Consider the following 16,014-nt stretch of genomic DNA (forward strand, 5'->3'; position numbering starts at 1 on the left):
AGTTACGTTGGCTGATGAAACAAGTTCATCATGTTATTGTTTGTTTGTTCACGCTTTGTTTGTTTAGTTTTCAAAGAGCAAGGGAAACTTCTATGATTCATCCTCATTGCAGCCTTGCGACGAGCTGAACATATTCTACTTCGAATACGCGCTGGCGCAGGAGCAATACAAGGTTGCATCGCAAAGTTTATAAAGTTCCAAAAGAACTTTTCTATCTTATAATAAGTTACTAACTTCGTCAACCCCTTAAAAATAAGGAAGTTAATAAGTCAGCGACAGGTATTATCTTATCACACAATTTCATAAGTGTCAACTTCTGCGAAGAAACTTTAGAAAAAAATAAGGATAAGCGATTTGTATTCTATTGTAAGGAACTTATTAAAGATAAAACATTTCTCCTCTGTCAACTTCTCAAAAGTGGTTATTCGAGACAGCTAAGTAATCTTATAATTATTAAGATAAAAAGTCAACAAGAGTTGGAATGTAAAATATGGAAATATGAAGCTTGTTTAATGGGACTTAAGGTTCGAATTCCTTGTCCTATTTTCCCCTGTCCCCGCATATATTTTTCGTGAGTCGCTTCGATAGGGAGGTAAATATGTTTCATTTAATTGATAAAACAGTTCTGTGGATGGCTCTTTTAAGATTAACATCTGGTACGATTGAAATTATTGCGGGACTGTTAATGCTAAAGTTTATGGATTTAAATAGAGCCCTTCTAATAAACAGTTCACTTGCATTGATTGGTCCCGTAGTATTAATTACTACAACCACAATTGGTTTAATTGGCCTAGTGGATAAGGTTTCCTACAGCAAGCTATTATGGGTATTAGTAGGAGTTGGTTTTATCTTCTATGGAGTAAGGTCAAAATAAAAATCGGACAGAGAACACAAGAGGGCTAACTGGCCCTCTTTGTCTTTATATTACAGAATCTCTTTTAGGTCCAGAACAGAATCAAGTATGTAATCTGCCTCATGTTTTTCAAATTCCTGTCTGGCATTTTTACCGGATAGCCCCGTTAACACAGCAGCAAATACAGCGCCCATTTCCCTTGCCGCTAAAAGGTCAGCCAGTGAATCACCAACCACTAATATTTCTTTTCCTGCAGTAATCGGAAGCTCCATATTAAGGCATTCCTTGGCAGGTTTCCCTTTTCCATAGAAGGATTGAAGAAAAGTGTAGGGATGTGGTTTTGAAAGAGATCTTTCGTCTTTTACAATTCTCTGTGCCAACAATACCTCGTCTGCCGTAATGATATGATCAGTTTTAAAATATTGTTTCCATCCAAGATGTTCAAAAGGCTTTATAGTTTCAAGATTTGGCCGCCCTGTCCCCACCCCAATGGATAAACCTTTTTTTAATAGCCATGCGAATAGGTCTTGAACCTTGTCGGATGGTGCGAGTGTTTTCTCATCCTCAAGAAATCCCTTTTTCCCTTTCTGGACAGAAGGCCTTCCTGTTGAAGCCAATACATTACTATCGCCAACATACCATTCCTGGGATACATGTTCACAAACAGACCAGAGTTCGCCTTTACTTTGAAATATTTCTGTCTTAACTCCTAATTTTTCAAAAGCTAGCTGATCAAGAAATTTAAAAAGATTTTCTTTTCCTCCCTCTGATTTTCTAAAGTCCTCAATAAAGAGAGAAAAATCAATTTTGAGTTTATAATCGTTAAGAATGATGCCAATTTTACGTAATTTTTCACGGTTTATTTCGCCGCTTATCGAATTTGAAATTTCTTCGGATTCATCCTTAATTTGTGATAAAAGATAAATGAGCTGATGGGAAAATGTAAGGAAAATCATATCCCAGTTAGCATTAAGGCCCCGTGACTTTAAGAATTTTAGTATTTCATCTCTCTGAAAAACATTTTTACGGATTTCGAATACTTCCTCATTAGTAAGCTTAGTTTTAAAGTGATCTGGATTCAATCCTAAATAGTTGCTGCTTAACAGCATTTCCCAAACAGTTAAAGCGGAAGCATCGAAATAATGTTCCTCACTTAAGAGAACGCCATCTACATCAAAAATAATTGTGTTAATCAAAATCTCAGCCCCTTTTTCGGAAAACTTTTTATTAGTTTAACATGTTAAAGGGGAATTTTATATCATCTTATTAAAACTTTAATTTCCTTAATTCCTGGTAGGACCTCTCCCTTGTTAAATTAAAGGATTGCCATTTTCTTTCTTCGTTCTTATAAAAGGCTTGTTTTTCTTTTAGCAAATCTCTTAGTCCGTGCCACTCCGGATTCTTTTTATAAAGGTCTATAAGAGCCAGAGTTCCAGTATCAGAAAGGCTGCTGAGATAATAAACATCTATTTTATCGATTTCTTCGTATCGTTTCAGATTTTCCTTTACTACAATTTTGTCTAAATTAATGATATTAATTGATGTGTAATAAACCAGGGCAGAAATAAAGTAGAAATGAAAAAGAGATAAATTAACCATCCATATCCTTACTAGCGTATAAAGGAAAATAACAAAAAGAAAAATCATGAAAGAATGAACAAGAACTCTGGTGAAGGTAAAGCCATAAGCTTCCTCGTACATCAGCATGCGCATAAATGCTGAACTTAGAAGAACTCCACTGCATAGAACAAGTACGCTAAGCAGGTATTGAATAAATTTCTTTCCTGTTCCAGGTGTTTGCTTAACAAATGATAATACAATTACAGTAATCGTCAGATTTATGATGGTGACAGCCAGTAACTCAAAAAAGCCACGCCGTGCATACTCTGCGTAAGTATAAGAACCTTGAAGCGATCCCCCAAAAAAGTACTTAAACTGAACAGCTACAAACAATAGATAGACCGCGTTAACTAAAACAAGAACAGTCATGGCGATGATTGAATCAAGGTTAATTAAGCTGTTCACCGAGGTAGAGTTGGTTATTTGTAATTTCTTTTTTAGCAATACCTGAATCAGACCGAAAAATACTAATGCATAGAAAATACAGATGATTATTCGAAAAATGTTTTCGGCATTAAAAATATTAAACAGTTCAGGAAGCCTTCCGATGATCCGCTCAAACTGTCTGTCAGCTGAAACCAGTAAATTTAAAACAAGAAATAAAAGCGGAACAGAAAGACCAATACCAATCAAGACCTTTTTCCAGATATTATACTTTTTTTCACTTATTCCTTTTTTCATAAATTCCCGGCCGGAAAGAAGCCATTGAAAATTATATTTAACAGACTCAAAAAGTCGAATAATAATAATATAGAGGAAAACAGGACGACTCCAGATAAGATTTTTAGGACTGGTAACCAAAACAAGGTGAAAGACAACCAAGACAGGAAGCCCAATGATATTTAAAGTATAAAACACCATATTGTCATACAAAAAGTATCCAAAAGCTAATACCCATATACAAATAAGTAGTAAAGATCCAAGCCTTTGATGAGAAAAAGAAATTCTTCTAAAACGCCAAAAGAACATGGAATAAAACACAGTTATAAATATGGGATAAGAGATGCCAATTTGCCCTCTGAAAAAAGCTTCCTCCGCAAGTACCCCAACCGCCAAACAGATAATGAAGAAAACCCAGTCATTTTTACCCATTTTCACATCCATAAAAGTAACCTCCTTTTAATTCAAAGCAATGTTTTTCTATATACATAGAATTTCTTTGTATGTTTGCAAAAAAAAGCTTATAAAGAAGCTTTTTTTCCCCATTTATAACCGATAAAAGAAACAGGGTATAAAATTAAAGTAAAAAGTATGCATATAACAATAAATTGTCTGGTAAGCAAGGGAGCAAACCATTCATGCGGAAAGACTTTAAAAACGGTCAATGCCATTAAGATCATATTAGGGATGAGCGAAAGTAAAAAGGTGATTTTTAAAAGCCTCTTTCCTTTATAACCAAATCCCTTGCCAATCTCATAGCCAAGTAAAACCCAAAAGAATAAATATAGGAACGCAATAACAATTGGGATTGCAGTTATATGACCCCAGATCTCCTTCAGCCACGTCCATTCATAAAGATTATGAACCAATGTCAAAAGGCTTCCTACGGTAAAAAAAACGATATTCAGGAAGAAAAATAACCACTTCATTTTACCTGGGGTAACGGAAAGTTCATCTTTCCATATTGCTGCTATTTCCTGGGGACTGCCAAGGCGGTTCTCTAGTTGCTTTCTTATTTCGTGCTCTTCCTGAAGGTGGCTGAATTCAACCAAAAGGTCATCTAAATGCAGTTCGTATTCTTTTAATATATGGTTCTTTTCACGGTGATTTCCCAGACCTTCACCAAGTTCCGCCAAAAATCTACTCTTCGGCTGTTCCATTTTGCTTTCTCCCCATCACTTTATTCATAACACGAACAAAATCGTGCCATTCACGGGTTCTTTCATCTAATAGATCTCTGCCCTCTGAAGTAATAGTGTAATACTTACGAGCCGGGCCTTTTTCCTGCTCTTTCCAATAGCACTCGATATATCCTTGTTTTTCAAGCTTATGAAGTGCCGGGTAAAGGGTTCCTTCCTTAACACTGAAGTCATTATCACTTCTTTTTTCTAGTTCTTTTACTAATTCATAGCCATACATATCCCGCTCATTTAATAACTGGAGCATAATAAGCGAGGTACTGCCTTTTACTAATTCCCGATTAAACATGTGATCACCTACCTAGATTTTTTAGGTATATACTCATTTTAAACACTTGGTAAAAAATTGTAAAGGTAAATTTTTAAAATAATTAAACAGCACTTTAATCAAACAGATTAAAGTGCTTCACTAATAATTAATATTCCAATGGGTTTTCGCCATATAGTTTCCAAAGCCGAGGAAATTTTTTGCTTAAAACTGACTCCTCCATGTTCCAAACCATTTGAAGTAAGTTTTGGTTAGCCATATTACCGGCAAGATGCTCGTATAAATCATAATAGCTTCCATCATCGAGACCGGTTTTCTCCTCATAAGCCCAGGAAGCAGCAAAAGTTAATTCTTCCAGCTGAGGGATGTCATTTTTTATTTCTCTCAAAAAAGGTATTAAAGTTTCAGGGTTTTTAATAGCATCCTGATATATTTCCCTACCTAAGTATAGGAGCCAAGCGCGAAAATATTCAAAACGGTCCTCATTACAGCCGCCCATAATTATAGTAGCAGCAGCCCATATATCGGCAGTATAAGATTTTTTCAAGTATCCGTTCAATATAGAATCGAATTTAACGATTTCTTTGATCGGCTTTTTAGATAATTGGAGCACAATCCATCGAACCTGGTCCATCACTTCTTTTCCCATTTTCTTTGCTGTATTAATCAATTCCCAGAAGGATTCTTCGGTAATTGGACTGGCCTTGACCATTAAACCATTGAACCTGAGAGGTGTATAACCTTTTTTCATTTTAATTTTGACCAATTTTTCAGCTTCTTTTTTGCAGTAATGGTGGGATTCGAATACCCTGGTTTGAACTGCTTTTGCTTTTCCCGCAATTCCAAAAGAAACGGTATATGTATTGTCCAGTACAAATATCTTCCAAAATTTAACTGAAGATTCACCCTTATATACAAGCAGAGTTTCCATGGCTGTTCAACCCCTCCGGCAATTTCATTAATATAGATAATTATAAATAATTTCTATTACTAAAACTATTTTTTGTTATACATGTTTAGAATAAATGTTTTAAAAATCTCCTATTGGTTTTAGGACGAATAGAAAAGGAGGAAAATCCCCCTTTGTCCTCCTTTTAGAAACGCCCTGATTTTAAGATGGAGTAAATAATCCATATAAACATTAAAAATGCAATAGCAAAACCTATTTCCAAAGCATGAATGCTTGTCATAAAAGTGTTTGTACCAAATGTAGCCCCAACGATTAGGCCCAGGACTACAATGCTAAATGCAAGCAAAGTTAAACTGAATGAAACCTGATTGCTGATTCTGTCTATTTTATTAAAAATTTCACCAATTTCTGAGAGTGAAATTTCAACCTTTAAATTTCCTTCAGCCGTTTTATCCACTACATCTTCTATTTTACCAGGAAGCTTAAATAAGGTATCGGACAGGTTTTCAGCATTCTTAAATAGCTTCTTTCCCATTTTAATTGGATCATATCTTTCCCTTACCAATTGTTCACCATAAGGTTTAGCCAGTGTTAAAAGGTTAAGAGAAGGATCAATTTCAGAAATAATTCCTTCTACTGTAATGAGGGCTTTTCCAAGCATAAGAAAATCCTTGGGTATCCTGATTCTATGTTCCTGTGCAGTTGCAAATAATTCATTTATTGTCATGCCAAAATTCATTTCACCAAGAGGAACATGACTGTATTTTTTGCTGATTCTTGAAATATCATCATAAAACCTTTTTTCATCTACATTGGAAGGAACATCAGTTAAGTCATACATTGCTTTAACTACCGTGTCGGTATCCTCATTCATTAAACCAATCATTAATGAAGTGACATTGTATCTCATTTCCGTGGAAAGACGGCCTATTTGTCCGAAGTCAATCAATGCTAATTGCTTCTTAGAATGGTTATACAGAAGATTCCCCGGGTGCGGGTCGCCATGAAAAAAACCTTCTCTTAAAATTTGAGTCACAAAAGCTTCGACTAACAAGTCAGCAACATTTCTCTTTTCCTCTTTGGAAAGGTTAGTTTCACCAAGGTCAGTCAATTTAATTCCATTCATCCGTTCCATGGTAAGGATGTTTGAAGTGGTATAATCCCAATAAATGTCCGGAACTCTAAAGGAATCATTCCCGTCAAATTGCAGCTGAACCAACTCTGTATTACGAGCTTCCTCCATATAATCTAATTCATTCTTAATCGAGTCTGAAAGTTCCTCCATCATTTCGGTCATGTGGTAATCCTTAGCCCAGTCGTACCTGGTCTCCATTAGGCCAGACAAATCCATTAAAATTTCAAGATCTGTATATACCGTTTTTCTGATCCCAGGTCTTTGAACCTTGACCATAACCATTTCACCTGTTTGCAGAACAGCTTCATGGACCTGGCCAATAGATGCTGCTCCAATACATTCCTCGTTAAACGAATGGAAAAGTTCTTCAACCGGTTTTCCCAGTTCTGCCTTTATTTTTTCCTTTATTTCATCTACTGGAACAGATGTTACTTCATCCTGAAGCTTCTCTAACTGTCGAAGGATCTCGATTGGCAGCAGATCGCTTCGAATACTAAGGAGCTGGCCAAGTTTCACAAAAGTAGGTCCCAGCTCCTCGAGCAAATCCCTGATTTTTGTTCCCATTTCCTGTGCATTTTCATCAGATAATCCCGTTCTTACCCTATCTTTAATCGATAAAAGGTCGGTTAATCCAATATCTTTTATTAAAAAGCCATATCCATACTTACCTAGAATGGCAACTATCTCTCTATATCTATTCAATCTTCGCAAACGATCCGTTATCACTCCATCACCTGTTAAAATTCATTATCATCTTTTTCAAGATCAACTACGGGCTTTTCCCCATTTAGAGAATCCTGATAGTCAGTGAGCGGCTTGTTGTTGTCGTTATTCTTTAAGTTTTCTTCCCTTAATGCATTCAATTCGTTTCTAACCAAATCAAGTTCTTCACGGGTTACAAATCCCAAGTCCTTTAATTGGTTCCTTATATTGCTGCGAAAATCCTCGTTCCAGCTGTTACTCTTTTCCTGTCCTTTTTTTAAAAACTCGTTAAAAATTGAATCTGCCTCAGTTTGGCTCATCATACCTTTCTGAACAAGTTTTGTTATATTATCCTCGAGCTTTTCTTTTCCCATAATAGCGGCTCCAATACCTAGTAAAAACCCATTCTTTAAAAAATCATTCATTTTCGTTCCTCCTTCATTTCTTCAATAGTATTCCATACCCAAAAGAAATAAAGATTATCCTTATTTAGAGAAACTAAAAAACGGACTTCACCCACGATGGGGGAGTCCGTTAACTGTTCAATATATTATCCTGCAAAAGTTAGTATGATCGGCTGTACCTTCTCATTTGCGTTTCATGGCACGCATCACAGATAGGAAACTTATGCTCCCATGGCAGCTTTTTCCCACAGCGTTTGCATTTCTTACTTAGGTTTTTAACATCGGTTTTAAGTCGTTCATGAACCTTGTCACTGAGTTCTTCACGAACACGCTCCCAATAAACTGCCTCTGTTCGCCTTTCTAAACGGTACAGGAAAAGGAGATTGAGCCCGATTGCTTTATACGAAAGCTCCAGCTCCTCCAGATTTCTACTTTTAATTTTGGGTTCTGGGATTTCCTCTCCGGAAACAATAGCCAAAATAGTTTCCTCCCATTGCCTAATAAGGGATGGTTCCCTTGAGGAAAATGGAAGCTGCAGAAAGGAATAAAGGTCCTTTAAGGACAATCTTGCCTCTATTTCGGTATCCCTAATAATTTCATATAGCTCCCTTTCTTCCGTTAACGGCGCCTTCTTTGTTCCCTTTGGACTTTCAAACTTTTTCCACAGGTCAAAAAATGTTCCCAAATCCCTGCTGTAGTTTTGAAAACGATCCAGCATCTCGCTAGTCGGAGTAATCGCAAAGGTTTGGACGGGCTCATCCTCCTGCTCAAGGAGCTGCTTCATTCGTTTAATATCAGCAGTAAAGGCGACCCGGCCTATATCGTAAATTCCTTTCCTTCCCGCTCTCCCGGCTATTTGTTTAACCTCCTGGGACGTAAGGATTCTTCTCCTAGTTCCATCAAACTTTTCATTTTCCAAAAATACAATTCGCCGAATCGGCAAATTTAAACCCATACCAATCGCATCTGTTGCAACGATAACAGTCGTTTCACCATCTATAAACTGCTTAATTTGCTTTTTACGTGTTTCCGGCGGCATACTTCCATAGATCATACTGGCTGCACGTCCGTCCTGCTGCAGCCTGGAAGCAGTCTCAAGAACCCTCTTACGGGAAAAACAAATTAAAGCATCACCCTTTTTCACACGGCCAATTTTAAATTCTTTGGATTCCACCTCGAGCGGTACATCACGGCTGTATTCATTTATTTCTACTTCAACATCCCTTAATAGCTCGTAGAGCATATGTCTGACGTTTTTGCTTCCGATAATATGAACTTCTTTTGCTTTTGCTCTTGTAATGGCCTTGTACCAGGAATAGCCTCTATCTTTATCGGCAATCATTTGTGCTTCATCAATAACGACAACTTCATAAAAATCCTTTTCATGAAACATTTCGATTGTACAGGAGATATGGTTTGCATTTTCTGTGACTTTTTCTTCCTCACCTGTTTTTAATGAACAAGGAGTTCCTTCTTCATTAAGCTTATCGTAAACCTCAAGAGCCAAAAGGCGAAGAGGGGCAAGATAAAGACCGCTTTCAGCCGCTTTCATTTTTTCAAGTGCATGATAAGTTTTACCTGTATTCGTTTCACCTAAATGCAAAATATATTTTGTTTGTTGTCCTATTGAAGGCGTATATTCCTGTCCAAAGATATCGTCCAGCATCCGGGCCTCATCAAGCCTTCTTCTTTCCATTTCTGCCTGTTCTTCTGCTTTTCTCTGTTCTCTGGCTGCCACGTCTCTTTCAAAAATCTCCTGATGCTGGGAAGCTTCAAAAGGGATTTCCGCAAGGCTCAATAGATCGGAAATGTATTCCTCATTTAATTCTTTAAAGAAAGAAGCAGACATATCAACTACTTCTTCATTTATTTCGTCCTTTATCAGTGGCTTGACTTCATCATCATAGTACTCAAAGCGTTCCTTAATCTTTTCTAAAAGGCTATCCGGAACATCATCATAGAGATAATCAAAAACATACCGTTGATAGATGTCATAATAAGTCTCGTATTCAAAATAACTGCGTCCATGATGATTAGTCCTGTGAAAATCTCCCGTGAGGTCGTCAAAAAAACCGGAGAGAGTCGAATAATCTTTGGGATTGAATGAACCTTCTTCCGTAAGTTTTTCCTCAAGAGCAAAGGTATCAATTTGACGGTATTTCGTTTTTTCGCTAAAGTCATTTTTTAATTTCCCTGCAATAAAGTGACGAACACGTAAGTAAAGAACATCCAAGTTCTCCTCAATATAATCCTCAATAAATGAAAGAATTTCTTCTGTCGTCCGGCGTCTTTCATCTGCAAGATGTTCCATTTCAATTCGTTTAAAGTAAATTTCTCTCGATCTTTCAAATCTATCCTGCCACTCTTCTTCCTTTTCAGAAAACTTATCCTCCAGCCAGGCAGAAGCATTAAACGGATTATATTCTCTCATCTCAGTTCGGAACAATTGGTTAATCAGTTTTCTGTTTACATCTTTTGTTTCAAATCCCCGTTCGTTTAAGAATAATTTTTTTTCATCGCGCGGAATATCATTTGTCACTTTATTGAGCCATACATTGATCCATATCTGACTTATGTATTCCTGCCTTTCCCTTAAATACTGCTCGAAGGAAGGCATTATTTCTTTATCTTCAAGGTACCGTGCGACATCCTGCATCACTTTATTCTTTGTATGCTCGACAGCGAGCGGATATATGCTTTCTAATTTACCCATGTAATAGTCCCTCATTTTTTTAATTCATTACGATTATTTTCTGCTACTCTTTTTAATTTACACAAAATAAACGAATAAACATACTAAAGTGATGCTTCCTTAAAAAATCTTAAATCTTTGTAGCTGTGTTTGAGACTGGTTCAGGGACAAATCTTTATTGCTATGGATTGCTTTTTTCATGCTAAAAGCCGCCCCGGATCCCCGAGGCCACTGAAAAAGTCCTTAAAATATTGCCTTGTTAAATTGGCCGGTTGATTTCCACTCCAGGATGCTTCGCTTTCCGCGGGGCGTGCGGTGAGCCTCCTCAGCGCTAAAGCGCCTGCGGGGTCTCACCTGTCCCGCTAATCCCGCAGGAGTCTCGCACCTTCCGTTCCAATCAACCTTGTGCTAATAACTTTGATCCAAAGAGTTAGTTCGGCCAAATCCCTTACATATTTGAAGGGGATTTGGCCGTTTTTTGTTTTATAATGGAGATAATCTAGTTGAAGCGGGTGGTTCCAATGATGCCAATACAACAATCAATCAAACTAAGTCCTTATATGGGACTCTATGATCTAATCGTGCCAAAGGATAATATGTTGCGCAGGATTAATGATCTTGTTGACTTTACCTTTGTTTATGAAGAGCTCAAGGATAAGTATTGCCTTGATAATGGCAGGAACGCAATCGACCCTATTCGCATGTTCAAATACCTATTTTTAAAAACAGTCCACGACCTTTCGGACGTGGATATCGTTGAGCGTTCAAAATATGATATGTCCTTCAAATATTTTCTGGACATGGCTCCAGAAGAGAAAGTCATAAACCCGAACTCCCTTACCAAATTCCGTAAATTGAGATTGATGGATATTAACCTCCTGGATTTGCTTATAAATAAAACAGTGCCGTTACAACCAGTTGAAACCGAAGGAAGTCCTGATTGAGCGTTCAAAGAAGCTCAGGAAGGCGATTTACCAAATCGATGAATCCATGAAATCCAAATTCCCTTCCAAGACAAAGACCGATGTTTTGGAGGATGAGATTTCGTATTCACAGAAACTCATTGAAGTTATTGAAAAGGAAGAAACCCTCCTTCAATACCCCGCCGTAAAGGAACAGCTGAACCTGTTGAAAGAAACGGTCGCTGATGATCTCGAACAACTCAAATGTTCAAAGGACCATGATGCAAAAGTGGGACATAAGACGGCAGATTCTTCTTTCTTTGGGTACAAGACACATTTGGCGATGAGCGAGGAACGTATAATTACGGCGGCCGTCATTACGACAGGCGAGAAAAATGATGGCAAACAACTTCAAAGCCTGATTGAGAAGAGTGAAGAAGCAGGAATCCAAGTTGAAGCAGTGATTGGCGATGCAGCGTATTCAGAAAAAGAGAACATTAATTACAGTAAGAAAAACGAAATCAAGTTAGTCGCCAAATTAAACCCTGTTGTTACTCAAGGCACACGTGCGAAAGAAGACGAATTCGAATTCAAAAAGGACGCTGGGATGTATGTCTGTAAAGCAGGCCACCTGGCAACCAGGAAGGCTCGCCAAGGAAAGAAAAACACCGGAAAGAACCAGGCGGATACCTATTTTTTTGACATTGAAAAATGCAAGATTTTCCCTTTTAGGGAGGGCTGTTATAAAGAAGGGGCGAAAAGCAAAACCTATTCGGTTACCTTGAAATCAACTGAACACTCAGATCAGACAGAGTTTCAGGAAAGTGAGTACTTCAAGAAGAAATCCAGGGAAAGGTATAAAATCGAGGCAAAGAATAGCGAGTTAAAACACAGACACGGGTATGACGTAGCCACATCCTCGGATCTAATTGGCATGGAATTACAAGGTGCCATGGCCATTTTTACGGTCAATCTAAAAAGGATACTGAAGTTAATGGGATTAAAATAGAGTGAAAAGAGACCTGAAAACAAGAAAAAAGCCGAACTTATTCCAAAAATATGGAATAAGTTCGGCTTTTTCAATTGTAATCTTTCAGAAGAACAATGAAGGTCTATAAAATCGGCAGATTTTCAGTGGCCCCGGATCCCCGGGACGGCTTTTTAAGCTTTAATTCACTGATAGAAAGCTTTCTTCTCTATTTCTTTTTCCATGGCGAATGGTTGCCTGTGCTGCTGCAAGGCGGGCAAGCGGCACACGGTAAGGAGAACAACTAACATAATCCAAACCTGTACGGTAACAAAAATCTATAGAAGCCTTTTCTCCGCCATGCTCGCCACATATACCAGTCTTTAACTCAGGTTTTGTCTGACGGCCAAGCTTTACTCCCATTTCAACCAAGCGGCCTACACCTTCCTGGTCCAATACTGCAAAAGGATTTTCAGGGAGAATTTTATCTTCTATATAGGTTTGCAGGAACTTCCCCTCAGCATCATCACGGCTGAAACCGAACGTAGTTTGAGTTAAATCGTTCGTACCAAAGGAGAAAAAGTCTGCTTCCCCTGCAATTTGATCAGCAGTTAAAGCGGCGCGTGGAATTTCAATCATTGTTCCAACTGTGTATGCTACTTCCACACCTGTTTCTTCCTTAACTTGTCTGCCAGCTTGGATAACCAATTTACGCATATCTCTGAGTTCATTCACATGTCCAACAAGAGGAATCATAATTTCCGGTTTTACTGGCAAACCTTGTTTAGACATTTGTGCAGCAGCATAAAAAATTGCTTTTGCCTGCATGGCGTAGATTTCCGGATGAATCATTCCCAGGCGGCAGCCCCGATGTCCAAGCATTGGATTAAATTCATCAAGCTGACGAACCTTTTTAAGTAATTGTTCTTTTTCTTTTAATTGGGATGAATGTGGATCAGTAATTTGAAGCTTTGTTACCTCAACGAGGAGCTCCTCTTTATCCGGGAGGAATTCATGAAGAGGAGGATCTAATAAACGAATGGTAACAGGCAGACCCTGCATCGCTTCAAATATTCCTTCAAAGTCTCCCTGCTGCATAGGAAGCAGCTGGTCAAGTGCGGTTTTACGTTCTTCGTAATTTTCTGCAAGAATCATCGATTGAACAATAGGAATACGTTTAGCATCCATAAACATATGTTCAGTTCGGCAAAGGCCAATTCCCCCTGCGCCAAATTCAAATGCTTTTCTTGAATCCTCAGGGTTATCTGCATTCGCCCGAACACCTAGGTCTCTCTCTTCATCTGCCCATGTTAAAAGCTGCTGAAATTCCGCAGAAAGCTCAGGTTCAATCATTGGTATATCACCAAGCATAATCTCACCACTCGCTCCGTCAATGGTAATGATCTCCCCATGCTTTACCAGTGTGTCTCCTACGCTGAATACTTTTGAGCGAAGATCAATTTTTAAAGATTCACATCCACAAATACATGCTTTTCCCATTCCTCTTGCTACTACTGCAGCGTGGCTGGTCATGCCGCCGCGGCTAGTTACAACGGCTTGAGCGGCAATAATTCCATGGATATCATCCGGAGTTGTTTCAGGACGTACCAGAATAACTTTCTTGCCTTCATTTCCAAGTACTTCAGCTTCATCCGCATCAAAAACAACCTGGCCAGTTGCAGCACCTGGAGAGGCAGGAAGACCTTTGGCAATCTGCTTTCGTTCATACTTATCATCTATTCTGCGATGAAGAAGCTGATTTAACTGATCAGGGTCTACTCTTAGGAGAGCTTCTTTTTTATCTATAATTCCTTCTGCGACCATTTCTACTGCTATTCTAATTGCAGCCTGGGCAGTTCTTTTACCTGTTCGAGTCTGGAGAATAAATAGCTTACCACGCTCAACCGTAAATTCGATATCCTGCATATCTTTATAGTGCTGTTCAAGGCGGTCACACGTTTCAGAAAATTCACTGAAAACTTCCTGCATTTCATTTTTCAATGTACTTATATGCTGAGGAGTCCTAATTCCCGCTACCACATCTTCCCCCTGAGCATTGATTAAGTACTCACCATAAAGTGTTTTTTCACCAGTAGATGGGTCACGTGTAAAAGCAACTCCTGTACCAGAGTCATTACCCATGTTTCCAAACACCATGCTTTGAATATTTACAGCTGTACCAAGATGGTCTGGAATTTTATTCAAGCGGCGGTAAACAATCGCCCGCTGATTGTTCCAGGAATTAAATACGGCATTAATAGCAAGTAATAGCTGCTCTTTTGGATCGTGAGGGAATGATTTTCTTGTATGTTTTTTAACAATTGCTTTGTAGCCATCAATGATTTCCTTCCAGTCTTGCGCATTCATTTCAGGATCGGAGGAATAGCCCTTTTGCTCTCTTGTTTCTTCAAGAAAATGCTCAAAATAATAACCATCCACATCAAGTACTACATCGGAAAACATTTGGATAAATCTTCGGTAGGAATCATAGGCAAATCGTGGATTGTTCGTTAACTCAGCTACACCTTCTACCGTTTCATCATTCATTCCTAAATTCAAAATGGTATCCATCATTCCTGGCATTGAAAAAACGGAACCTGAACGGACAGATACAAGGAGGGGGTTTGATGGATCACCAAAGTTTTTTCCAGTCTTTTGCTGAAGACTGTTTAGAGATTCGAGAACCTGATCAATAACCTTATCAGGGATGGTTTTACCAGATTCATAGTAAGCATTGCAGGCTTCTGTTGAAATAGTAAAGCCGAAGGGAACTGGAAGGCCTATGTTTGTCATCTCTGCAAGGTTTGCTCCTTTACCTCCCAAAAGTTCTTTCATACCGCTGTTTCCTTCATTGAATAGGTATACATATTTCTTCATGTCTGCAGCTCCTCTCATTTTTTAAGAATTTCCAGAATTAACCCTGCTGTCTCTTCTACTGCTTTGTTGGAAACGTTAATAACCGGGCAGCCTACCCGCTTCATAATTTTTTCGGCATAATCCAATTCTTCCAGTATTCTTTCAAAGCTTGCGTAATTGGCACGGGATGTTAGACCAAGAGCCTTTAGCCGTTCTGTACGAATTTCATTCAATTTATCAGGGGAAATAATGAGTCCAACACATTTGCTCCTTGGGATTTCGTAAAGCTCATCAGGTGGAGGGACTTCTGGAACAAGTGGAATATTTGCCACCTTAAATCGCTGATGGGCCAAATACATGGATAAAGGTGTTTTGGAGGTTCTCGATACTCCAATTAGGACAATATCGGCCCGAAAAATGCCTCTCGTGTCTCGTCCGTCGTCATATTTAACAGCAAATTCAATGGCTTCAACCTTACGAAAATAATCTTCATCAAGTTTTCTAAGTAAACCCGGCTGATGATTTGGCTCTTTGTTGAAACGTTTCATAAAAGCGTCCATTAATGGATTTAACAAATCAACAGCAATAATTCCTTCCTCATTTGCACGCTTATCAAGATATTCCTTCAAAGCAGGAACAACAATTGTATAAGCAATAAGTGAATTGGACTGGCGGGCAATTAAAATAATATCCTCGACGTCTTCCGTATCCTCAACATAGGAATTTCTGCGGATATCAACATGGCCCCCGTTAAATTGGGTAGCCACAGCTTTTACTACAAATTCAGCTGTCTCCCCAACAGAATCTGATACAACATAAACTACTTCTTTCTGAAACAAAATTTCC

Annotated in this window: 11 protein-coding genes and 1 pseudogene; 2 read left to right on the forward strand and 10 right to left on the reverse strand. The window is 38.4% G+C overall.

Annotated elements, in window-relative coordinates; genetic code table 11:
* Positions 1–598: 598 nt before the first annotated feature.
* Positions 599–874: a YqhV family protein gene (locus tag AC3WR0_RS13660; protein WP_027320693.1), complete on the forward strand. Its 276-nt coding sequence runs from the start codon at positions 599–601 to the stop codon at positions 872–874.
* A gap of 50 nt (positions 875–924) precedes the next feature.
* On the opposite strand, the gene AC3WR0_RS13665 is transcribed toward AC3WR0_RS13660, so the two are convergent.
* From AC3WR0_RS13665 to AC3WR0_RS13700, 8 genes are all read right to left on the reverse strand, one after another.
* A complete protein-coding gene (locus tag AC3WR0_RS13665; protein WP_492552832.1) occupies positions 925–2,049 on the reverse strand; it encodes an HAD family hydrolase in 1,125 nt (374 codons plus the stop codon).
* 70 nt (positions 2,050–2,119) lie between these two features.
* Positions 2,120–3,577, reverse strand: a complete 1,458-nt coding sequence (locus AC3WR0_RS13670; RefSeq protein ID WP_492552833.1) for a DUF4153 domain-containing protein — start codon at positions 3,575–3,577, stop codon at positions 2,120–2,122.
* Between the two features lie 77 nt (positions 3,578–3,654).
* Positions 3,655–4,293 carry an HAAS signaling domain-containing protein gene (locus tag AC3WR0_RS13675; protein ID WP_492552834.1) on the reverse strand — a complete coding sequence of 213 codons (639 nt, stop codon included), beginning with the start codon at positions 4,291–4,293 and terminating at the stop codon, positions 3,655–3,657.
* Complete coding sequence (locus AC3WR0_RS13680) at positions 4,274–4,621, reverse strand: PadR family transcriptional regulator (protein ID WP_492552835.1); 348 nt, start codon at positions 4,619–4,621, stop codon at positions 4,274–4,276. The genes AC3WR0_RS13675 and AC3WR0_RS13680 overlap by 20 nt, the downstream gene beginning before the upstream one ends.
* A 127-nt stretch (positions 4,622–4,748) precedes the next feature.
* Positions 4,749–5,531, reverse strand: a complete 783-nt coding sequence (locus tag AC3WR0_RS13685) for a DUF4240 domain-containing protein (protein ID WP_492552836.1) — start codon at positions 5,529–5,531, stop codon at positions 4,749–4,751.
* A gap of 163 nt (positions 5,532–5,694) precedes the next feature.
* Positions 5,695–7,371, reverse strand: coding sequence for an ABC1 kinase family protein (locus tag AC3WR0_RS13690; protein ID WP_492552837.1), 1,677 nt, complete (start codon positions 7,369–7,371; stop codon positions 5,695–5,697).
* Between the two features lie 11 nt (positions 7,372–7,382).
* A complete protein-coding gene (locus AC3WR0_RS13695; protein WP_492552838.1) occupies positions 7,383–7,772 on the reverse strand; it encodes a phasin family protein in 390 nt (129 codons plus the stop codon).
* 139 nt (positions 7,773–7,911) lie between these two features.
* Positions 7,912–10,464: a DEAD/DEAH box helicase gene (locus tag AC3WR0_RS13700; RefSeq protein WP_492552839.1), complete on the reverse strand. Its 2,553-nt coding sequence runs from the start codon at positions 10,462–10,464 to the stop codon at positions 7,912–7,914.
* Positions 10,465–10,964: 500 nt separating this feature from the next.
* Here AC3WR0_RS13700 and AC3WR0_RS13705 point away from each other — a divergent pair.
* Positions 10,965–12,354 (forward strand): annotated as a pseudogene (locus AC3WR0_RS13705) (transposase).
* A 159-nt stretch (positions 12,355–12,513) separates the two neighbouring features.
* Here the strand turns inward: AC3WR0_RS13705 and ppdK are convergent.
* Together ppdK and AC3WR0_RS13715 are read right to left on the reverse strand one after the other, a co-directional pair.
* Positions 12,514–15,189, reverse strand: coding sequence for a pyruvate, phosphate dikinase (gene ppdK, locus AC3WR0_RS13710; RefSeq protein ID WP_492552840.1), 2,676 nt, complete (start codon positions 15,187–15,189; stop codon positions 12,514–12,516).
* Between the two features lie 14 nt (positions 15,190–15,203).
* Positions 15,204–16,007, reverse strand: coding sequence for a pyruvate, water dikinase regulatory protein (locus AC3WR0_RS13715; protein WP_492552841.1), 804 nt, complete (start codon positions 16,005–16,007; stop codon positions 15,204–15,206).
* Positions 16,008–16,014 lie beyond the last annotated feature (7 nt).

This window comes from Neobacillus sp. FW104-15D2, from assembly GCF_058790155.1.